At 68.4% G+C, this 21,547-nt stretch carries 17 protein-coding genes; 14 read left to right on the top strand and 3 right to left on the bottom strand.

Features of this window, described 5'->3' with window-relative positions:
- Positions 1 to 633, bottom strand: coding sequence for an AIM24 family protein (locus tag AB0N66_RS30280; RefSeq protein WP_365441156.1), 633 nt, complete (start codon positions 631 to 633; stop codon positions 1 to 3).
- 226 nt (positions 634 to 859) lie between these two features.
- Between AB0N66_RS30280 and AB0N66_RS30275 the strand changes: the two genes are divergently transcribed.
- From AB0N66_RS30275 to AB0N66_RS30260, 4 genes are all read left to right on the top strand, one after another.
- Positions 860 to 1,207, top strand: a complete 348-nt coding sequence (locus tag AB0N66_RS30275; protein ID WP_365440935.1) for a DUF3817 domain-containing protein — start codon at positions 860 to 862, stop codon at positions 1,205 to 1,207.
- Positions 1,204 to 1,497: an MTH1187 family thiamine-binding protein gene (locus AB0N66_RS30270; protein ID WP_365440933.1), complete on the top strand. Its 294-nt coding sequence runs from the start codon at positions 1,204 to 1,206 to the stop codon at positions 1,495 to 1,497. Before AB0N66_RS30275 ends, AB0N66_RS30270 begins: the two co-directional genes overlap by 4 nt.
- Before the next feature lie 171 nt (positions 1,498 to 1,668).
- Positions 1,669 to 3,456, top strand: a complete 1,788-nt coding sequence (locus tag AB0N66_RS30265; RefSeq protein WP_365440931.1) for a glycosyltransferase family 2 protein — start codon at positions 1,669 to 1,671, stop codon at positions 3,454 to 3,456.
- A gap of 3 nt (positions 3,457 to 3,459) precedes the next feature.
- Entirely contained in the window at positions 3,460 to 5,415 is a 1,956-nt protein-coding gene (locus tag AB0N66_RS30260; protein ID WP_365440929.1) for a kelch motif-containing protein, read from the top strand.
- A 15-nt stretch (positions 5,416 to 5,430) separates the two neighbouring features.
- Here AB0N66_RS30260 and AB0N66_RS30255 read toward each other — a convergent pair whose 3' ends face one another.
- On the bottom strand, positions 5,431 to 6,429 hold the full coding sequence (locus AB0N66_RS30255; protein ID WP_365440927.1) for a glycoside hydrolase family 6 protein: 999 nt from the start codon (positions 6,427 to 6,429) through the stop codon (positions 5,431 to 5,433).
- 225 nt (positions 6,430 to 6,654) lie between these two features.
- On the opposite strand from AB0N66_RS30255, the gene AB0N66_RS30250 reads away from it, so the two are divergent.
- The 4 genes from AB0N66_RS30250 to AB0N66_RS30235 all read left to right on the top strand — a co-directional run bounded on the left by AB0N66_RS30250 (position 6,655) and on the right by AB0N66_RS30235 (position 10,377).
- Positions 6,655 to 7,164 (top strand): MarR family transcriptional regulator, encoded by a 510-nt coding sequence (locus AB0N66_RS30250; protein ID WP_365440925.1) that lies wholly within the window; start codon positions 6,655 to 6,657, stop codon positions 7,162 to 7,164.
- Positions 7,165 to 7,275: 111 nt separating this feature from the next.
- Positions 7,276 to 7,614 carry a DUF3817 domain-containing protein gene (locus AB0N66_RS30245; protein ID WP_365440923.1) on the top strand — a complete coding sequence of 113 codons (339 nt, stop codon included), beginning with the start codon at positions 7,276 to 7,278 and terminating at the stop codon, positions 7,612 to 7,614.
- 117 nt (positions 7,615 to 7,731) lie between these two features.
- Entirely contained in the window at positions 7,732 to 9,432 is a 1,701-nt protein-coding gene (locus AB0N66_RS30240; RefSeq protein WP_365440921.1) for a methylmalonyl-CoA mutase family protein, read from the top strand.
- A 171-nt stretch (positions 9,433 to 9,603) separates the two neighbouring features.
- Positions 9,604 to 10,377, top strand: a complete 774-nt coding sequence (locus AB0N66_RS30235) for a hypothetical protein (protein ID WP_365440919.1) — start codon at positions 9,604 to 9,606, stop codon at positions 10,375 to 10,377.
- A gap of 132 nt (positions 10,378 to 10,509) precedes the next feature.
- On the opposite strand, the gene AB0N66_RS30230 is transcribed toward AB0N66_RS30235, so the two are convergent.
- The gene (locus AB0N66_RS30230) at positions 10,510 to 11,136 is read right to left on the bottom strand and encodes a TetR/AcrR family transcriptional regulator (RefSeq protein WP_365440917.1); all 627 of its coding nucleotides are present in this window, start codon (positions 11,134 to 11,136) and stop codon (positions 10,510 to 10,512) included.
- Between the two features lie 274 nt (positions 11,137 to 11,410).
- On the opposite strand from AB0N66_RS30230, the gene AB0N66_RS30225 reads away from it, so the two are divergent.
- The 6 genes from AB0N66_RS30225 to AB0N66_RS30200 all read left to right on the top strand — a co-directional run bounded on the left by AB0N66_RS30225 (position 11,411) and on the right by AB0N66_RS30200 (position 21,538).
- On the top strand, positions 11,411 to 12,397 hold the full coding sequence (locus tag AB0N66_RS30225; protein ID WP_365440915.1) for a tetratricopeptide repeat protein: 987 nt from the start codon (positions 11,411 to 11,413) through the stop codon (positions 12,395 to 12,397).
- 646 nt (positions 12,398 to 13,043) lie between these two features.
- The gene (locus tag AB0N66_RS30220; RefSeq protein ID WP_365440913.1) at positions 13,044 to 13,688 is read left to right on the top strand and encodes a DUF6230 family protein; all 645 of its coding nucleotides are present in this window, start codon (positions 13,044 to 13,046) and stop codon (positions 13,686 to 13,688) included.
- A gap of 184 nt (positions 13,689 to 13,872) precedes the next feature.
- Positions 13,873 to 14,466: a DUF6114 domain-containing protein gene (locus AB0N66_RS30215; RefSeq protein WP_365440911.1), complete on the top strand. Its 594-nt coding sequence runs from the start codon at positions 13,873 to 13,875 to the stop codon at positions 14,464 to 14,466.
- Positions 14,456 to 15,760 (top strand): hypothetical protein, encoded by a 1,305-nt coding sequence (locus tag AB0N66_RS30210; RefSeq protein ID WP_365440909.1) that lies wholly within the window; start codon positions 14,456 to 14,458, stop codon positions 15,758 to 15,760. The genes AB0N66_RS30215 and AB0N66_RS30210 overlap by 11 nt, the downstream gene beginning before the upstream one ends.
- Positions 15,761 to 15,979: 219 nt before the next feature.
- Entirely contained in the window at positions 15,980 to 16,966 is a 987-nt protein-coding gene (locus AB0N66_RS30205; RefSeq protein WP_365440907.1) for a VCBS repeat-containing protein, read from the top strand.
- 60 nt (positions 16,967 to 17,026) lie between these two features.
- Positions 17,027 to 21,538 carry a polymorphic toxin type 27 domain-containing protein gene (locus AB0N66_RS30200; protein WP_365440905.1) on the top strand — a complete coding sequence of 1,504 codons (4,512 nt, stop codon included), beginning with the start codon at positions 17,027 to 17,029 and terminating at the stop codon, positions 21,536 to 21,538.
- Positions 21,539 to 21,547 lie beyond the last annotated feature (9 nt).

The following is a 21,547-nucleotide window of genomic DNA, read 5'->3' as shown; positions in this document are numbered from 1 at the left end:
TCACACATCCCCCGCGATCGTGTTCCGCTCACTGGGCTGTACGTAGACCAGGCCGTCGCCCTCGAAGCGGATCTGGAAGGCCTCGCCGCCGCCCTCGCCCATGAACGTGCGGAACGTCACGCCCGACTGGAAGGACTGCCGCACATTGCCCTGGTGCGCGATGTACGCGCCCGGGTCGACGGTGAGCGGATACTGCGCGCTCACCCTCAGCACCACCGCCGGACCGTCGGACATGATCGCCGCCTGGCCGTGGCCCTCGACGGTCGTCGTGAACAGCCCGTTGCCCTGGGTGGCACCGCGCATGCCCGTGAATTCCGTGCCGGTACGCAGCCCGGCATCGGTCACGAGCAGATTGCTCGACTCGACGTACAGCTTGTCCCCCTGGAGATTCACGAGGTTGATCTCGGAAGCCCGGTCCGCGAACCAGCAGGTCCCGTGCCCCTTCACCTCCATCACCGTCATCTGCTCACCGGTGAGGCGCCGGGTCACCATCCCCCGTACGCCCTCACCGCCGCCACTCATCTTCTTGAAGGCCACCTGACCGTCGTACGCCACCATCGAGCCGTTCTTCGCTTTTACGGCATCCCCGGTCATGTCGACGGCCAGCACCTTGCTGCCTTGAAGTCGGAACATCGCCACGCTGTGAAGGTAGCGGCCGGGTAGGGTCCGCCAAAAGGGCCTACGGGTGGATCTCGTCCCTGATCGGACCCCTAGGGGGCCAGGGGATCCGGCGGGTGCGCCGCCCCGCACCCCGCGCCGGGGCGGCCGGAACCCGGGTGCCACAATGGTTCGGACGCTTGTGCTTGCGTTCACAAAGCGACGTTCCTGCCGAAAGCGAATCTCCCACCGAAGGTGACCCGTGGACATTAAGACCGCCAGCGCCCTCCGCCGCCTCCGCCTGATCTCGGCCCCCGAGGCGGCTTCCTTCCTGATCCTCCTCGTCTGCTCGGTGCTGAAGCGGACAACGGACTTCAACGCGGTGCCCGTCATGGGCTACGTCCACGCCGTCCTCTTCATCCTGTACGTGATCTTCTGGGCGGACGCCTGGAACCGCACCAAGTGGGGCGCGAAGACCGCCGCCTTCTACTTCGTCCTCTCCGTCCTGCCGACCGGCGGCTTCTTCGCCGAGCGCAGGCTCAGGCACGAGGCCGAGAACGCGGTCATCGCCTCCCGCGCCCGGCGCGAGGGCGTGGTGGAGACGTCATGATCGTCGCCTTCTCCGTGACACCGCTGGGCGTCGGCGAGGACGTGGGGGAGTACGTCGCCGACGCCGTCCGGGTCGTACGTGAGTCGGGGCTGCCCAACCACACCGACGCGATGTTCACCTCGATCGAGGGCGAGTGGGACGAGGTGATGGCCGTGGTCAAGCGCGCCGTCGCCGTCGTCGAGGAGCGTGCCCCGCGCGTCTCGGTCGTCCTGAAGGCGGACATCCGTCCCGGTGTGACGGACGGTCTGACATCCAAGGTGGAGACGGTGGAACGCCACTTGTCCGCGTAGGCCTCCTCCAGGCAAACCCCGGTCCTTCTGGGCCGGGGTTTTGTTGTGTCCGCTCCAGCGGGGCCGATTACCCCTTCGGACGCGCCCAGTTCGACACGCCACCAAATCTCCACTTGTGTATGGGTATCGGCTTGTTCGATCACCGGACTGGTTCAATCACTGGAGGGCGCTGTGCGGCCCGAGGGCTACGACTACGACACCTACAGCCGTCTCGCCGGACCGCTCACGCAGCCGTCCGGCCCGGCGTACCAGGTGCAGTACACCAAGCTCCTCTCGCGAGAGCCGCACCGAATACGCGCTGTCCTGCTGATGACCTTCGCGCCGATCCTCACCGGCCTGCTCCTCGTCTACCTGGTGTGGCCGAGCCACTGGGTGGAGCGCGAAGGCGGCGAACGCTGGCTGGTCGGGCTCGACATCGCGATGCTCATAGCCATCGGGCTGATCGAGCTGTTCATGGTCGTCAACGTGATCAGCATCGCGCACGCCACGATGGTGGCGCGGGACCCGATACCCGTCGTGGCCCAGGAAGGGACCCGGGTCGCCTTCCTCACCACGTACGTCCCCGGCAAGGAACCCCTCGCCATGGTCCGCGCGACGCTCGAAGGCGCGGTCAGGGTCACCCACGCCGGACCCGTGGACGTCTGGCTCCTCGACGAGGGCGACGACGAACAGGCCAAGGCCCTCTGCGCGGAACTCGGCGTCCGGCACTTCACCCGGTTCGGCGTCCCGGAGTGGAACCGTGACAAGGGCGTCCACAAGGCCCGTACCAAACACGGCAACTACAACGCGTGGATCGCGATGCACGGCAAGGAGTACGAGTACTTCGCCTCCGTCGACACCGACCACGTCCCGCTCCCCAACTTCCTTGAGCGGATGATGGGTTACTTCCGGGACCCGGACGTCGCGTTCGTCGTCGGGCCGCAGGTCTACGGCAACTACGAGAACCCCGTCACCAAGGCGGCCGAGTCGCAGCAGTTCCTCTTCCACGCGCTGATCCAGCGCGCCGGCAACTGCTACCGCGCGCCCATGTTCGTCGGCACCAACAACGTCGTACGCGTCGCGGCCGTCCGTCAGGTCGGCGGCCTGTACGACTCCATCACCGAGGACATGGCCACCGGGTTCGAGCTGCACCGCCACAAGAACCCGAGGAGCGGAAAGCACTGGCGGTCCGTCTACACCCCGGACGTGCTCGCCGTCGGTGAGGGGCCCGCCTCCTGGACGGACTTCTTCACGCAGCAGATGCGCTGGTCGCGGGGGACGTACGAGACGCTGTTCAAGCAGTACTGGAAGGCGCCGTTCACGATGCCTCCCGGCCGCCTCTTCTCGTACACGATGATGCTCGTCTACTACCCGATGACGGCCGTCAACTGGCTGCTGGGCATCATGAGTTGCTTCCTCTTCCTGTGGTTCGGCGCATCCGGCACGCAGGTCGCCGCATCCGTCTGGCTGATGCTCTACAGCGACGCGGCCGCCCTCCAGATCGGCCTCTACCTCTGGAACCGGCGGCACAACGTCTCCCCGCACGAACCCGAAGGCTCCGGCGGCCTCGCGGGCATGGCGATGTCGGCGCTCTCCGCGCCCATCTACCTCAAGTCGTTCGGCGAAGCCCTGATCCGCCGACCCAGCCGCTTCGTGGTCACCCCCAAGGGCGGCGAGGCCAACCCCGACCGGCTGCTGACCTTCCGTATCCACCTCACCTGGGCGGCGCTGCTCGGCGTCTCGCTCGCCGCGTCGGTCGTCCTCGACCACACCCACGCCGCCATGCGCACCTGGGCGGTGCTGGCCATGGGGATCTCGCTCGCCCCGGTCGGGGTGTGGGTCGCCACGCTGCTCAAGGAACGCAGGGCCCGGCAGCTGCCCCATCTGACGACCGCTCGGATCACCGAGGCCGTCGAGCCCGCCCTCGCGACCAGCGGCAGCACGACCGCGGTCACCAGCTCCACGACAGGAGGTAACTAGGCCATGGCCTACCAGCCCTCGCAGAAGACGAAGAAGACCGTGCTGGGCATCGGCGGCATAGTCGTGCTCGCCGGCCTCAACGCCCCCGCCGCGGTCGGCTTCGCCAGCGAGACGTACTACGAGTACAAGATCGCGCAGCCCGGCTACAAGGCGAAGTACGGCTCCTGGAGCCACCTCGACATCCCCGACGACTACCGCACCAACGCCATCCACGCGGCCCTGCTGCACACCGGCAAGGTGCTGATCGTCGCCGGCTCGGGGAACGAGAAGCGGAAGTTCGACAAGGGATCGTTCGACACCGTCCTCTGGGACCCGACGACCGACACCTTCAAGAAGATCGCCACCCCCGACGACTTCTTCTGCTCGGGGCACGCCCAACTCCCCAGCGGCAGAATGCTGGTGGCCGGCGGCACCGCCCGCTACGAACTGCTCGAGAGCGAGGTCGAGCGGGCCGGCGGCGGTATGCGGGTGAAGAACGAGAACCCCGACCGGGCGGTGTATCTCAAGAAGGGCACCCGTTTCCGCTCACCCGCCGGCGTCGAGTACGTCAGCAAGGTCGACGTCCGGATCCCCAAGGCCAAGCGCACGCAGAAGGTCACGTACAACCGTGCGGGCGTCATGCAGCCCTGGAAGACCAGGATCGTCGCGAGCGAGTCCCGTGTCTTCGTGGAGGCGACCGAGGGCGGCCCGACCTCGGCCACCGACACGCAGGCCCAGTACGAGATCGTCGGCCTGAAAGGCAAGGACGCCGACAACACGTACGGCCTCTCCGAGAAGATCACCCTGGAGAAGCAGGACTTCCAGGGGATCAGGGCGGCCTACGAGTTCGACCCGACGGCCGAGAAGTACATCCCCGTCGACCCCATGCAGAAGGCCCGTTGGTACCCGACGCTCGTCGGACTCGACGACGGGCGGGTCCTCGCGGTCTCCGGCCTCGACGACGTCGGCATGATCGACCCCGGCGACAACGAGATCTACGACCCGAAGACGAAGAAGTGGACACCGGGTCCCAAGCGCTACTTCCCCACCTACCCCGCGCTCTTCCTCACCAAGGGCGGCAAGCTCTTCTACCCGGCGTCCAACGCCGGTTACGGGCCCGCCGAGATGGGCCGCGAGCCCGGCATCTGGGACCTGAAGACCAACAAGTTCGAGAAGGTCCCCGGGCTGCGGGACCCTGACGAGACCGAGACCTCCGCATCCCTGCTGCTGCCGCCCGCGCAGGACCAGAAGGTGATGATCCTCGGCGGCGGAGGCGTCGGCGAGTCCAAGAAGTCGACCCCGCGCACGGCTGTCGTCGACCTCAAGAAGGGCAGCCCGTCCTTCGAGGACGGCCCCAACCTCCCCCAGGGCACCCGGTACTTGAACAGCGTGATCATGCCGGACGACTCCGTCTTCACCACCAACGGCTCCGAGGACTACCGCGGCCGCAGCGCCAGCAACATTCTCAAGGCGCAGTTCTACGACCCCAAGGCCAACTCCTTCCAGGAGGCCGCCTCCCCGAAGGTCGGCCGCAACTACCACTCCGAGGCCCTGCTGCTGCCCGACGGCCGCGTCGCCACCTTCGGCTCCGACCCGCTCTTCGACGACCAGCAGAACACCAAGCTGGGCCACTTCGAGCAGCGCATGGAGATCTTCACCCCGCCCGCCCTGCACAAGAACGGCAAGAACCGCCCGGTGCTGGGTGACGGCCCGGACGTTCTCGACGGCAAGCGGCGCGCGACCTTCGCGACCGAGTACCCCGAGCGCGTGGTCAAGGCCCGGCTGATGCGCCCGAGCGCGGTCACCCACACGACGGACGTCGAGCAGCGCTCGATCGAACTCGGGCTGACGAAGACCGAGAACTCGGTCACTGTCGACGTACCCAGCGACCGGGCCCTGGTGCCGCCGGGCTGGTACATGCTGTTCGTGACGGACGGGGAGGGGACGCCGTCGGAGGCGAAGTGGATCCAGGTGCGCTGAACCGGCCTGCCGTGCCTACGAATTGGAGTTGCGCGCCAGACTCAGCGCGTACTCCGGCCACCACTGGCCGGCGTCCGGACCGCCCTCGCAGGTGCCGTCCGACTCTCCGGGCCGTTTGATCCACAGATAGGCGTCCAGGGCGGGCTCGCCCGTGTCGGTGGTCGGCCGGGTGCCCAGCGCCCGGCCCGACGGGTTGCACCAGACGCCGGGCAGTGGCCCGTTGCCGTTGCGGCTGGAGTCGATCACGAAGTGCTTGCCGCCGAGGTCCTGGGAGAGATGGAGGCCGTACGCCTTGGTCACCGCGTCCGTCTGGAAGTTGGAGACGTTGAGCGCGAAGCCGTCCGCGTTCTCGATGCCGGCCCGCTTCAACGGGTCCACCAGCTTCCACGGCTCCTGGATCCAGGACGGGTTGCCCGCGTCCAGGTACACCTGCGTGTTCGGCTGCTGCTTCAGCCGGACGATCGCCTCGCCGAGCAACTGCTCGCGCTCGGCGTGGTACTCGCCGGGAGTGCAGCCGTCCACGATGTGCGCGACCGCGTCGGGCTCCAGCACCACCAGGGCCTTGCTGTCGCCCAGTGCGTTCGCGAACTTCCCCATCCACGCCCGGTAGGCGTCCGCGTCCGGCGCCCCGCCCGCCGAGTGCTGGCCACAGTCCCGGTGCGGGATGTTGTACGCGACGAACAGCGCCGTCCGCCCCTCCTGGGATGCCGACGTGGTCGCGGACGTGACCGCCGGGGCCGGGTCGGTCTCACCGGCCGGCCACAGCGCGACGGGCTGCCCGGCGATCCGCGCCAGCAGTTCGGCGTCCGCGGTGCGGCCCTGCCGCTCCCACAACTGGATCTGCTCGGAGGCGGAACTGGCCGGGTCGACCCAGAAGGGCGAGGTCGGCGCCGGACTCGCCTTCTTGGTGGCGGCGCCGGCGACGGAGGCCTCGTCGACGCTAGGCGTGGACGAGCAGCCCGCCGCGAGCCCGAGCACCGCGAGTGCCGCGAAGGTACGGATCAGCCGGGACATCCTGCCCCCTTGGGCGAAGGTGACTATCAGTGACAATTCATCGGCAATCGTTGCATAGGGCGCTTAGTCGACATGGATACGACACTGGGGCGGCGGGGTTCGGCGGTCGGTCGGCATCTGGTTCGGCGCGTCGTCCGGACGGCGTTCCGCCCGGTATTCCGGGGCCGGGGACCGAAAGGCGAGACAGGGCTGACCACGATGTGACCGGCCGGTAAGGTCTTTGGCGTGTCGAAGCCGCTCAGCCTTGCCTTTGATCCCATCGCCCGTGCCGACGAGCACTGGAAGCAGCGGTGGGGCTCGGTGCCGTCCATGGCGGCGATCACCTCGATCATGCGCGCGCACCAGATCCTGCTCGCCGAGGTGGACGCGGTGGTCAAGCCGTACGGGCTGACGTTCGCGCGGTACGAGGCGCTGGTGCTGCTCACGTTCTCCAAGGCGGGCGAGCTGCCGATGTCCAAGATCGGTGAGCGGCTCATGGTGCATCCGACGTCCGTGACGAACACCGTGGACCGGCTGGTGACCTCCGGGCTCGTCGACAAGCGCCCCAATCCCAACGACGGGCGCGGCACGCTCGCCTCCATCACCGAGAAGGGGCGCGAGGTCTGCGACGCGGCCACCCAGGACCTGATGGCGATGGACTTCGGGCTCGGTGCGTACGACGCCGAGGAGTGCGCGGAGATCTTCGCGATGCTGCGGCCGCTGAGGGTCGCGGCTCAGGACTTCGACGAGGAGTAGCAGGCAGTGGTACGTGGGGAAGGGTCGCCTCAGTGTGTGGGGAAGGGCCGCCTCCGCTACGAGCCGGGGGCGCCCGAAGATCGCCCGAAACCGGTGGTTACGCTCGTCTCCATGAAGAAAAGCGTGCTGACCCGCTATCGCGTGATGGCCTACCTCACCGGTGTGCTGCTGGTTCTGCTGTGCCTCGGCATGATCGCCAAGTACGGCTTCGACATCGACGGGGCCGTCGACTTCACCCGCCTTGTCGCCATCGCGCACGGCTGGTTGTACGTCGTGTACCTGATCGTCGCCTTCGACCTGGGCTCCAAGGCGAAGTGGCCGGTCGCCAAGCAGCTGTGGGTGCTGCTCGCGGGGACCGTTCCGACGGCCGCTTTCTTCGTGGAGCGCCGGATCTCGCGCGAGCTCGAGGGCAAGATCGCGGACGGCACTCCCGTTGTCGCCAAGGTGTGACGGCGTAATCCCGTCGCCGCGTAACCCACCACCACTGCGCAATCCCTGCCGCCGTATGGGCAACGTACGGCGGTCAGCCATCGACATTTACTAGGACGTCCTAGTAAATTCGAAGGTATGGACGCTGACGCCATCGAAGAGGGCCGCCGACGCTGGCAGGCCCGGTACGACGCCGCGCGTAAGCGCGACGCAGACTTCACCACGCTCTCCGGAGATCCCGTGGAGCCGGTGTACGGGCCCCGGCCGGGAGACACGTACGAGGGCTTCGAGCGGATCGGCTGGCCGGGGGAGTACCCCTTCACCCGTGGCCTCCACCCGACCGGCTACCGAGGGCGAACGTGGACCATCCGGCAGTTCGCCGGATTCGGGAACGCCGAGCAGACCAACGAGCGCTACAAGATGATCCTCGCCAACGGCGGCGGGGGCCTGTCCGTGGCCTTCGACATGCCCACCCTCATGGGGCGCGACTCCGACGACCCGCGCGCGCTCGGCGAGGTCGGGCACTGCGGGGTCGCGATCGACTCGGCGGCCGACATGGAGGTCCTGTTCCAGGACATCCCGCTCGGTGACGTCACGACGTCGATGACGATCAGCGGTCCTGCGGTCCCGGTCTTCTGTATGTATCTGGTCGCGGCCGAGCGGCAGGGTGTGGATCCGGGCCTGCTCAACGGCACGCTCCAGACCGACATCTTCAAGGAGTACATCGCACAGAAGGAGTGGCTCTTCCAGCCCGAGCCGCACCTTCGCCTCATCGGTGACCTGATGGAGCACTGCGCCGAGCGCATCCCCGCCTACAAGCCGCTCTCCGTCTCCGGCTACCACATCCGGGAGGCCGGCTCCACGGCCGCGCAGGAGCTGGCGTACACGCTCGCCGACGGATTCGGATACGTCGAACTGGGCCTCTCCCGTGGCCTCGACGTGGATGTCTTCGCACCCGGGCTGAGCTTCTTCTTCGACGCGCACCTCGACTTCTTCGAGGAGATCGCCAAGTTCCGGGCGGCCCGGCGGATCTGGGCACGCTGGATGCGTGATGTGTACGGGGCCACGTCCGACAAGGCGCAGTGGCTGCGCTTCCACACGCAGACGGCCGGGGTCTCACTGACCGCCCAGCAGCCGTACAACAACGTGGTGCGTACGGCGGTCGAGGCGCTGTCGGCGATCCTGGGCGGCACGAACTCGCTGCACACGAACGCCCTGGACGAGACGCTCGCGCTGCCGTCGGAGCAGGCCGCGGAGATCGCCCTCCGTACGCAGCAGGTGCTGATGGAGGAGACGGGCGTCGCCAATGTCGCCGACCCGCTGGGCGGTTCCTGGTACGTCGAGCAGTTGACGGACCGGATCGAGGCCGACGCCGAGAAGATCTTCGAGCAGATCAGGGAGCGGGGGCAGCGCGCGCACCCGGACGGACAGCACCCGATCGGTCCGATCACCTCCGGGATCCTCCGGGGCATCGAGGACGGATGGTTCACCGGGGAGATCGCCGAGTCCGCGTTCCAGTTCCAGCGGTCGCTGGAGAAGGGCGACAAGCGGGTCGTCGGCGTGAACGTCCACCACGGCTCCGTCACCGGCGACTTGGAGATCCTCCGCGTCAGCCATGAGGTGGAGCGGGACCAGGTGCGGGAGCTCGCGGGGCGGAAGGCCGGGCGGGACGACGCGGCGGTCCGCGCCGCGCTGGAGACCATGCTCGCCGCGGCGCGCGACGGGTCCAACATGATCGTGCCCATGCTGGACGCGGTACGGGCGGAGGCGACGTTGGGGGAGATCTGCGGGGTGCTTCGGGACGAGTGGGGGGTGTACACGGAGCCGGCGGGTTTCTGACCGGCGTCGCGCAGCGCGCGACCAGGAACAGCCACGGCCGCTCGCGGCGCCGATCACCGGCGCGGGGAGCGGCCGTAGGTAGTTGTACTCATGACCGGCCGCCGCCGGGGCGGGACCATGGACCGGAAGCACGGGCCGGGATGGTGCCGGCGGGGGCAACTGGGGGACGGTATGGGGAAGTTCCTGTTAGGCGTGTGCGCTGTGTTCACGACCGTCGGAGCGCTCGTGCTCGCGTACGCGGTGGGGGCGCCGCTGTCCGTGGTGCTGGGGGCCGCGGCCGGGGTGATGAGCCTGCTCTGGCTGCTCGTTCTGCTGACGGTGCCGTGGAATCTCTACTTCCGGGCCCACTCGGTGCTCGCCGAGATCGCGGTGAGCAGGGAGAAGGGTCTCGCGGTCTCGGAGGAGCGGGACGCCGAGGCCGCGAGGATCGCGCGCGTGATGCTGCGGGTCGCCGTCGCCGGGCACATGGTGACGGCGGGGCTCGTCGTCGCGGTCACCGCCGCCACGGGCAACGCCACCGGCTACTGGTTCGCCGGGTTCTTCCTGCTGAGCACGGTCTTCCGGCCCGCGGGCGCCTACTTCGCGCAACTGCGGCGACGCCTCGGCACACTGCTCAAGGACGTGACCTACCCGCGCGACGACGTGGTGGAGCTGAGGGGGACTGTCACGCGGCTGGTGGCGGGCGTGCGGGTTCTGGAGGAGAAGACCGAGGAGCAGTACCGCTCGCTCGCCGAACTGCGACGCAGGGTCGATGCGTTGGGTGTCTCGGTGTACGAGCGCGCCGACGACGCCGACCGGAAGATCGCCGCGCTGGGGCGGGAGTTCGAGGCCACGGTGAACCGTCTGACCAACAACGAGGAGATCATCGCGGGGCTGAAGGCGTTCCTGCGGTTGCTGCGGGCGGGGGACGGGGTGGAGGGGAGTCGGTCGGCGCAGGGATTCTGAGGGCTTGGCCCTGAGGTGACGAACATGTCCATTGATTCGATTCATGTCATCCCGGCTTGTGCCGTGTGATGAGAACGGTGGGCGTGGGCCCACCGTCCAGGGGAGGAGACGCCATGAAGTCCCGGAGGACGGCTACGCCGGTTCCGACCCGGCGGCCAGGCCGAGCAGCAGCACCCGGGTGAAGCTGCGCACCCACTCCTCGTCCGCCGGCTCCGCGCTGACCAGGGTTCGGTGGACCACCGCGCCCGCCACCACGTCGAAGATGAGGTCGACGGTGCGGGCGGCGGACTCGGGGTCGGGCTCCGGGGGGAGTTCGCCGCGGAGTTGGGCGCGGGCGCGGCCCTCCAGGACCAGGCACTTCTGGCGGTCGACGATGGAGGTGCGGATGCGTTCGCGCAGGGGTTCGTCGCGGGTCGACTCCGCCACCACCGCCATCAGGGCGGTCTTCGCCTCCGGGCGGGACAGGATCGCCGCGAACTGGAGGACCACGCCCTCGATGTCGGCGGCCAGGCTGCCGCGGTCGGGGAGCTGGAGTTCGTCGAAGAGTTCGGCGACCGCGTCGACCACGAGTTCGTTCTTGCCCGCCCAGCGGCGGTAGAGGGTCGTTTTGGCGACGCCCGCTCGGGTCGCGACGTCCCCCAAGGTCAGCTTGGACCAGCCCAGTTCGACCAGTGCCGCCCGCGTCGCCGCCAGGATCGCGGCGTCCGCGGCGGCGCTGCGCGGACGTCCCGTACGGGGGGCGGAAATGCGACTCTGCATGCCAGTGACCATATCCGGCCAGTCTCAGCGACCCCTGTGCCCTCTGTGGCCGTATCCGTCGTTTACCCGAAGCCGTGAGGGAGATCACCGAAGAAGGGCGTACACCGGGGTCTTCGGACAGTTACGCTACGACCCGTAGCGAAAGCTCGAACGCGGCGACAACCGCACTCGCGTCAGGTGGGGACCCGGCGCCCGGCAGTACCAATCAAGACGTAACCGGCCCGGCTTTCACAACGCTTTTCACACGCGTGCACGGAGGGGGGAAGATGTACTCATGCAGCCACGGAACATGTCCATGAGCGGAGTCGTCGACCTCGCCGCGGTGAAGGCGGCCCAGGAGGCCAAGGTCAAGGCGGAGCAGGCGCGCGCCGAAGCGGCCAGGCAGGGTGGCGGGGGTGAGAGCGGGGGCGTTTCCCCTGCCAGCCTTGTCATCGATGTCGACGAGGCGGGGTTCGAGCGCGACGTCCTGCAGCGCTCCAACGAGGTCCCGGTCGTCATCGACTTCTGGGCCGAGTGGTGCGAGCCGTGCAAGCAGCTCAGCCCGGTGCTTGAGCGGCTGGCCGTCGAGTACAACGGACGCTTCGTTCTTGCCAAGGTCGACGTCGATGCCAACCAGATGCTGATGCAGCAGTTCGGGATCCAGGGGATCCCGGCCGTCTTCGCGGTGGTCGCCGGGCAGGCCCTGCCGCTCTTCCAGGGGGCGGCGGGTGAGGCCCAGATCCGCGGGACCCTGGACCAGCTCGTGCAGGTCGCCGAGGAGCGCTTCGGGCTGACCGGCCTGGTCGTCGATCCGGACGCCGAGCCCGGGAGTGCTCCGGCGGTGGCTGCCGAGCCCCCGGCCGGACCGCACGACGCGCTCCTCGAAGCCGCCGTACAGGCGCTGGACGCGGGCGACTTCGGCGGTGCCGTACAGGCGTACAAGAACGTACTGAGTGACGCCCCGGGTAACACCGAGGCGAAACTGGGTCTCGCGCAGGCCGAGTTGCTCCAGCGCGTGGCGAGCGCCGATCCCCAGCAGGTGCGCAAGGACGCCGCGGAGAGGCCCGGTGACGCGCAGGCGCAGATCGCCGCCGCCGACCTGGACCTCGTGGGCGGGCATGTCGAGGACGCCTTCGGGCGGCTCACCGACACGGTGCGGCGCACGGCGGGCGACGACCGGGATGCCGTACGGCTGCGGCTGCTGGAGCTTTTCGAGGTGGTCGGCGCCGACGACCCGCGGGTGATCGCGGCGCGCAGGGCGCTGGCCCGGGCCCTGTTCTGACCAGTACCGCGACGGGTTCTCTGACCTGTTGCTAAACGCCCGGACGTGTGATGCCCGGGTGAAAGATGTGCCCCTAGGGAGAGAAGTGGCCGCGCTTTACCAAATCTTGGTAAACGCGGCCGCTGTTACTTGGAGTAAGTCGGGGGCGTTGATCTGTCGGATTCTGTCCGAGGATCAACCAGTGTGTCACCTACCTTGACGCCACCCTGTGTTGTTGATCGATGCCGACGGGTCGCTGTTCGGTTATCCGCCCGTTACTAGCCAGTAACGAACCCCCTTGCGGGGGCGGCGAGAATGCACCACGATCGGCGACGCTCGGTCCATTCCCCCCTACCTCGACAGCCAATCGGGTCAAGGGGTTTTCTGGGTCCCCGCCGAGTAGGGCCGGCGGCAGTGGCGCCGGCTCTTGGACAGGGGGGTCTTTGCCCTTCGGCAGAGCCTGTCCAGCAGGTTGTGCGTGATGTGCGTCAGGCGCGACCAGTGGTTGTCGCTCGGGGGTGATCGCCAGTGATTCGGGCACGGTAAGCGCCTGAAAGTACGGGCGCTCTCCTTCCCGAGGACGTAGCACTTCTCCCATCCCTGCCCGGCTGAGCCGCTACAACGGGGCAGTCAGGGCCAGGAGATGTACGTCCGAGAAGGAGGAAATATGGAGTCCCAGGTGCGTGGCGGGACAAGATGGAAGCGCTTCGCTGTGGTCATGGTGCCCAGCGTCGCCGCGGCCGCCGCGATCGGCGTCGGGCTCGCGCAGGGTGCGCTCGCCGCGTCGTTCAGCGTTTCCGGCCAGGAGTTCAAGGTCAAGGCCGGGCATCTTGAGGGCACCGGCTTCGCCCAGTACGGCGCCATCGACACCGGTTACACGTCGACCGACGGCAAGACCAAGACGCCCCGTGCCGTCGCGGTGTCGTCGTTCAAGCACGCCGAGATCACGAACATGTGCCAGTCGGTCAAGACGGAGATTCCCCTCATAGGGAAGACGATCTACCTCCGTCTCGAAGCGGGTCCGGACGACAAGCACAAGGTCATCGCCGAGAACCTCTACATCGACGTCGCCCAGCTCGACGCCGAAGCGACCTTCACGGGCATGGAGATCGGCGTCGCGGTTCAGGACCAGAGCAAGGGTCCTGCAGTGAGGAAGGGTGACGGCGTGCTGCCGGGCGGCTTCGCCCAGCAGGCGGACTCGGCCGACCTCACGGACGTCGAGCAGACGGCGTGGGCGACCACGGCCGGCACCTTCAAGCTCAGCGGTCTGTCGATGAGACTCGGTACGAGCGCCACGATGGAGTGCTTCTAACGGTTTCCGTCGCAGCGGTGCGATTGGGCGGCTGAGCTGCCCAAGGGGGCGGGGAGCCGTCGTTTCTCCGCCCCCGCCTCCGCCCGATGCTTCGCACCGGGCGCTTTGAGCCCATACTTTCCGGCTTCACCACCCCACGGCCGAGCCGGTACGTACTTCCACCGGACCCAGGGAGCTTTTTTCCATGAGTGCCGAGACTCCGGTCCAGAGCGCCGGGTACTTCACCCGCGCGCGTCTGCGATTCCGTGACTGGCGGGGTAACCGGCCGTTCTGGGCCGGTCTGTTCACCCTGCTCGGCGGGGTGCCGATTGCCTACTTCCCGTACGCCACCTTCAAGCTGGGCAACATGTCGCTCGCCATGGCGACCACCGCGGGTGCCGGCTCACTGATCATCGGTGTTCTGCTGTTCACGCTGGGCCTGACCATGTGGTTCCAGCAGGCGACACGTGTCTTCGCCGGTGTCGCCGCGATCGTCCTCGGTCTGGTTTCCCTGGTGGTCTCCAACATCGGTGGCTTCATTGTCGGCTTCCTGCTCTCTCTGATCGGCGGCGCGCTCTCCGTTTCCTGGATGCCCAGGGATGCGTCGGCCGAGGGCGCGAAGTCCCACCGCGCCGGCAAGCGCGGCCCGGCGGGGGACGCGCAGGAAGGGCCCGCTCCTGCCGACGCCGATGCCGGAGATACGACCGGCGCGGGCGCCCCGGAGCCGGGCCAGCAGCTGACCGAGAGTGCCACGGCCGACAACGGCAGCGGCAACGGCGGGGGGTACCGTGCCGACTGACGAGGTGTCGTCCCAGGGCGACTCAGCGGCTCAACCCCGTACGAGAACTGGGCCGCGCCACGCCGCCCCCAGGAAGCCGCTGGCCACCAGGTTCCACGTGCCGGCCGGCAAGGCGATAGCCTTCGCGGCGATGCCGACCGCGGTCCTCATGGGGATGGGGCTCACGCCGACACTCGCCAACGCCGATGACAAGCCTGCCACCTCGAAGAGTCTGACGGCCGAGGAGTACCAGGCCTGCGTCGAGCTCCTCGACGGCGAGGACGCGTCGGCCACCCCGACGCCCTCCGCATCCGCGTCCGCTTCGGCGAGCGCCTCCGAGTCAGCCGACGCGACCGAGCCGAGCCCTTCGGCCACGGCGTCCTCGGGTACGGGTGAGACCTCTTCGCCGGATTCAGGTTCCGACGACAAGGCCGAGCCCACGCCGTCGGCGTCGGCGAGCAAGGCACCCCAGAGCAGCGGCAGTGAGGCCGACACGGCCACGGCGACCCCCTCGCCGTCCGAGAGCAGCAGCAACCCGCTGGACCCGCTGGGCATCGGCGATGTCATCAAGGACATCCTCACGCCCGACGAGAAGGCGAGCGCCACCCCCTCGCCGTCCGCCACGCCCTCGGCGAGCGCGAGCGAGGACACGTCGGGCAGCGACAGCTCCGACACCGTCACGGACACGGCCAAGCCGGCCGACGAGACGGTGAAGGACACCACCGACACGGCGTCCAAGGCGGCCGAGGACAGCGCGGAGGCGTCCAAGGAGGCGACCGACGAGGCCACTTCGTCCGCCAGCCCCAGTCCCAGCCCGTCCGCGAGCGCAAGCACCGACGCGGCAGACTGTCCTGTCTCCACCGACGCAGAGGGCAACGTCGACAACCCGGTGATCCTGCCCGACGACCCCTGGTACCTCAACGCCAGCTCGCTGCTGCTCAAGGGTGCCGACTATCAGGGCGTCGTGAAGGTGAAGACCGCCAACGGCACGGTCAAAGAGGTCCTGAAGTACGTGATCTCCGGCGGTACCGACATCGGCGATCTGCACCAGACGGTGATCGACAAGCACGCCGGCAAGACCTACCACGTACAGGCGGGCAAGGGCACGACGTCCACCATCAAGGACGGTGACACCGTCATGTACACCGAGAGCATCTCCGGCAAGCTGTTCGGCCTGATACCGATCACGTTCGACCCGGAGCACCCCCCGCCCCTGAACATCCCGCTGATCTACTTCACCGACGTGAAGGTCGTCCAGGCAGGCCAGTTCGGCGGCACGCTGACCATACCCAGCATGCACACGTACCAGGACTGAGCCCCCTCAAGCCCATCCGGGAGCCGCACACAGGGCCGTGGCCCGGTTCTTCCGCTCGCGCGGAGGGACCGGGCCACGGCCATGAGCGGGTTCTCTGACCCGGACAACTTCTTTAAAGGTCGTTTACAACTTTCACAACTTCCCCATAGGGTGAATTTGCCGTGCGCATGACCAGCCGCGGCACGGGGGAAGCACGACCGGCGCGCGATGCGTTGAGGCGTGCGCGCGTGCGAGTCCCCCGCCGACCTCATCAGCGAGGGGCACTACTACATGTTCACTCTCGTCAACCGCTCGGTACGCCGGGCGACGGTGCTCGCGGCCGCAGTCGCGGTGACCGCCGCACTGGCGGTGACGACGGCAAAGTTCGCACCGACCTCGTCCTCCGCGCCGGAAGCCAGGCAGACAGCGCGCACCGACCAGGCGCCGCTGATCCAGCAGGCGGCCGCCGACGGCACCGGCCTCTTCCCGCTCATCGGCCGTGACAAGAACGGCCGCCTCTTCGACCACGAGGCCAAAGGCACCGGCGGGTTCGCCGCCAAGTTCGACCTGGGGGGCGGCTACACCGGCGCGACCCTTCTCGCCCAGGCCAACATCTCGAACAATCAGACAGGCACCGACCTGTACGCCGTGATCGACGGCACGCTGTACTACACCGCCGAACGCGGCATCGACACCAAGGTGCTCGGCACCGGCTGGGATCAGTACACCCTGCTCGTCTCCGTAGGCAACATGGGCGGCACCGCCCACCCCGACCTGCTCGCCCGCGACACGACAGGCGCGCTCTGGCTCTACCAGGGCAAGGCAGACGGCACGCTGTCCACCAGGGTCCTGGTCCGCCCGTCCGGCTGGAACGGCATGAACAAGGTCGCCGGCCGGGGTGACTACACCGGCGACGGCAAGGCCGACGTCATTGCCCGTTCCACCGCCGGAGTCCTCTACGTCTACCCGGGCAGCGGCACCGCCACGGCCGAAGCGGTGTTCGCCAACACCCGCTACATCGTGCCCGCCCCCACCGGCGGTGCGTGGGCGGACTACACCAATCTCGTCTCCGTGGGCGACAACGACGGCGACGGCAAGCCCGACCTGATCGGAGTGGACAGCGCGGGCGCACTGTGGCTCTTCAAGGGCACCGGTACGGCCTCGGCCCCCTTCGCCGCGCGCACGCAGATCGGCAGCAGCGGCTGGGGTTACAACTTGCTCTTCTGAGCGGTTTCCGCCAGCGACCTCGCCCCAACTTCCTCTCGGCAGAACGGCTGACACTTCCGCATGCGTACACACGCACGTCCGGTCGAGCAGAGACGCCGGACCATGTTCCGCCGGGCCCCAGGCAGATGGTCCCGGCTCCTTACCACCACGGCCCTTGCCACCGCGACGGCGATCGCCGTCACCGGCGGCCAACTCCCCAGCCTGGACCGGCAGCAAAGCGCGGCCACCGCCGACGACCCCACCGTCCCGACCCTCTTCGACCTGGAGAACGCCCAGCAGGTCCGTGAGGACCAGTGCCTCCTCAACGGTGTCTCGCGCAAGGGCGGTCCGGCGACGAAGGAGGTCGCACGGGCAGGCCTCGTCGGCACGGAGGAGCAGCTGCACACGGCTGCCAACCCGGAGTACTGGACCGCCACGCCGCTTGCCACGTCGTACAAGACGGACCGGGCAGCGGCCGACACCAAGCTGGATGAGCTCAACGGCCGCCGATACGTGTGGGAGGAATCCCTCGCGATTCCGTCCATGTCCAATCCGCCGGGCTACACGAGCGCCGGCTTCGAGTGGGTGGAGGACGACTCCAATCCCTTCGACACGATAAATCTGAGCGACTGGGTCGCCGCCCAGTTCTGGAAGAACGAGGCCGACCTCTATACCGACCCCCATCCCACGGCGAGCCAGGAGTCCGTCGACGCGGCCACGGCGATCTACAACGCCCGCTATGACGAGGACAAGTACGAGGACTACAAGGACCGTGACGCGTGGAAATGGGAGATGCAGTTCATGCACCCCATGTACGCCGACGACGCGCGGCTCTTCCTCCAGTACGGCGGATTCCCCACGACCGCGCCCGACCCGGACTCGATGGAGTTCCGGATCGATGTCGAAAACCTCAAGGCGCGGTTCGCGTCCTGCGCGTACACCAATCCGCCCGACCCGCACGAGGTGTTGGGCACCGAGCTGGCCGTGGCCGCCACCGAGTGGCAGGACGAGCTGGCCGGTCAGAAGACTCAGCGGGACACCATCGTCCGGGCCGAGACACAGGCCAACGCCGATCTTTCGACGGCCTCCCAGGCGCTCGGGGAGGCGCTCGCCCAGTCACTGATCGCCGACCGACTGACCGACTGGCAGGCATACTGGACCAAGCAGAAGCCGGACGACCATCCACTCTTCTACCCCACAGCGGCCGAGTTCGCCCAGGTCAAGAAGTGGATAGCGACCGCGCAGGGGCGTGCCTCGGGTCGCCTCTTCGTGGCGTCCCGCGCCGCGCTCTCCGCCAAGGCCCAGGCGGACAAGGTCACCAAGGCTCAGACGGCGGCGTACGCCATCGCCGACGCGGCCGGTTTGCCGCGCGGTCGGGGTCTGATGTATGGGCAGCAGGCCGCACAGGTGACCAAGGCGTCCGCGGCGGCGGCGCAGGCTGCGGCGAAGGCCACGGAGACTGCGTTCAACGCCACCCGGGCCTCGGCCGCCGACAGCAAGACTCTGAACGCGCTGGCCAACACGCAGGCACATGCGGCGAAGGCCGAGTTCCGGCGTAAGGCCGCAGAGGAGGCCGCCGCGCAGGCGAAGGCCGCCTCGGAAGGCGCAGCCGCACAGGCCGCGGAGGCCGCGAAGCACGCGTCCGAGGCGAAGGCCGCCGAGAACAGGGCCAAGGCCGCGGAGCAGACCGCGAAGAACGCGGCGGCGGACGCAAAGGCCAAGCGGCAGAAGGCCGAGTCCGAGCGCGACTACGCCAAGTCGCAGAAGGAACTGGCCGAGAAGGAACGCAAAAAGGCGCAGGACGCCGAATCGATCGCCCAGTCCCAGCGCCAGGTCGCGGCCGACAGGTTGTCCGACGCACAGGTGGCGGGGAGGACGGCGTCCGAAAAGAAGGACAGCGCCCTGGCCGCCGAGGGCAGGGCCAAGAAGGCGCGTGACGGGGCGCTGGCTGCCGAGGACAGGCGGGACAGCCTCGTCGCGAAAGCCGAGGCGGCGGATGCCCTGGTCGCCGCGGTGGACGGTACGGCGGATGCCATTGAGGCCCGTCAGGCAGCCACCAAGGCACGTAAGGCGGCGGACGACGCCACCGCGGCCGCGACCGCGGCACGTGCGGCAGCGGATGACGCCACCGAGGCGGCCACCGCAGCGCGTACAGCGGCGACCGAGGCTCAGGGCGCGGCCAAGCGCGCCCAGTCGGCAGCCGATGGCGCCAAGCGAGATGTAGCCATCACCAATGCCGCGGTGACGAAGGCTCACGCTGCCGCCGCCGACGCCATCGATGCGTCCATGGCGGCGAAGTGGAACGCCATCGCGGCGAAGGCGGAAGCGGAGACGGCTCAGAAGGCGGCAGCCAAGGCCAAGGGCGACTCAATTGTCGCGCGTTCCGAAGCCGTACTCGCGGGTGCCGACTCGATCCGCACCGCGGGACACGCCTACGCCACCGCGCAGGCCGCTACGGCGGCCCGTGACTCGGCGCTGCAGGTCGTCAAGCCGGCCAACGATGCCATCGAACTCGGCTCCCCCTACGCGGAGACCGACTCCTCGGCCGGCCTGGCCGTACTGACTGGGCAGGCGTCCAAGACGGCTGCTCAGCAGCAGGCAGCGCTGGCCGATGCGAAGGCGGCCGAAGCGGCGAAGGCCGCGGCCCTGGCCAAGGTACTGGCGGCCCAGGCCGACGTCGACGCGAAGGCGGCGGCGCAGGCTGCGGCGGAGGCGGCCGGCTACGCAGCGAGTGCGACCAAGTCCGCGGCCGAGGCCCAGGCTTCGTCGGATGCGGCGGCCGCCTCTGCCAAGGCGGCGAAGAAGTCTGAGGCCAACACGGTCGAATACGACCGGCAGGCCACCGAGGACGCCGCGGCGGCGCAAGCAGCGGCGGACTTGGCCGACGGGTACGCGTCGGACGCCGACTCGGCGGCCACGGACGCCGAGCGGGACGCGGCGAGTGCCCGTGGCGCTGCGGACGCGGCGGAGACCGACGCGGGTACCGCGCGCGGCATCGCCGACCAGGCCGAGGCGGACGCGACCGTGGCCGAGGCGGCCGCGGCCAACGCCCGCAACCTCGCGGTGGAGGCCGCGCAGGCCGCCATCCGCACCGAACAGGTGGCCTACGAGGACCAGCAGGAGGAGGGGCGCACCGCCGACGGCAGCGGCACGGGTATTGACGGGGTCGTGATGAAGCCCAGCGGCGACACGCTGGTCGACATCAATCCCTTGGGCGACTGTGTGGGCACCCATACCGGGGGCGAGATCGGTTGCGAGATCGACCTCGAGTTCCACGTCTACGGCGAGATGGACTTCTACGTCGAGTCCTGCCCGCTGCCTGGTGTCGACCGCGCGAAGTGCGGCAGCGCCCTCAAGCGCGACTATCTGATGAGCTCTCCGCTCGACGTGCGGTTCCGTGAGAACAACGTGCACGTGGACGGGGTGGAGCTCACCGCATCCGTCCTGAAGGCCATCGCCACGGGCGCGGTCGCGGACATCGTCGGCTGCTTCGGGCACGGCGAACTCAACAGCTGCCTGTGGCTGGCCGGGAGCATCATCATCCCGAATCTGCTGATGCGGGCGGCCGCGGCGGCGTTCGCGGTGCGTACGGCGATGGTGAACGGTGCCCGTCTGAGCACGGCGATCTGGGGCCTGCGCGGCGCCGGCATGTCGGCGTCGGGTGTCGCGAGCCTGGAGCAGGCGGGTGTCAAGGCGCTCCTTTCTCGGTGCTTCCCTGCAGGTACGAAGGTTGCCACCGCCGACGGGCCGAAGCCCATTGAGGACATCGAGGTCGGTGACCGTGTCTGGTCCCTCGACCAGGCAACGGGCAAGAAGTCTCTCCAGCGGGTCTTGAAGCTGTTCGACCGCACGGTCGACCAGCTGGTCCGGATCAGCACCGTGGACGGCAAGGTCGAGGCCTCTGACACGCACCGCTTCTGGGTGCGCGAACGGGGTTGGGTCGAGGCTCGTGCCCTCCGCGCCGGAGACACCTTCGAAACGCAGGACGGTGGTTCCGAGGAGGTCCTCGGCACGTCCCTCGTCAAGGGGGACGTCAAGGTCTACAACTTCGAGGTCGAGCAGACCAACACCTACTATGTGTTCGCGGGGTCGAAACCTGTCCTCGTTCACAACGAGTGCGTTGACGCGATCCTCAAGGACCTTGTCACGGATGGGGATCACATCATCCTCGGCATCAATCCGTATTCCGACGACTTGGCCACGATGCTCGGCGGCCGGACGTTCAACGCGAAGCAGGGGTTTGGTGATCCCTTCCCTGGCGCGGAGGGAGGACGTCCTGTGTGGATGTTTGCCGTCGAGGGGGCAATCGCCCATCCCAATGTGCGGTTGTCCGTGTTGCTGGACGGCGTCCCGGGTGCCGGGAGTGCCGACGAAGCCTTGGCCCTTCTTCTCGAACGTGGCAAACCGCTGATCGGCGCCAATTGGAGGGAGGCGGCCAAGACCGGCAACGGCACCGCCTGGGAGGTCGCGACACTGCGGGTTAAGACGATCCTGGGCCAGCGGTTCTGGAAGGACATCGAGTGGTACATAACCAAGCCGGGTGAAAAGGTGCCGACCCGCGCCTATCCGACCAAGCCCGACTGGGCGGAATGAGCCGAGAGT

The sequence above is a fragment of the Streptomyces sp. NPDC093544 genome (assembly GCF_040683495.1).
In the GTDB taxonomy this organism is placed as follows: domain Bacteria; phylum Actinomycetota; class Actinomycetes; order Streptomycetales; family Streptomycetaceae; genus Streptomyces.
Note: the sequence above shows the minus strand (reverse complement) of the source record. Positions and strands in the feature narration are given on the sequence as shown.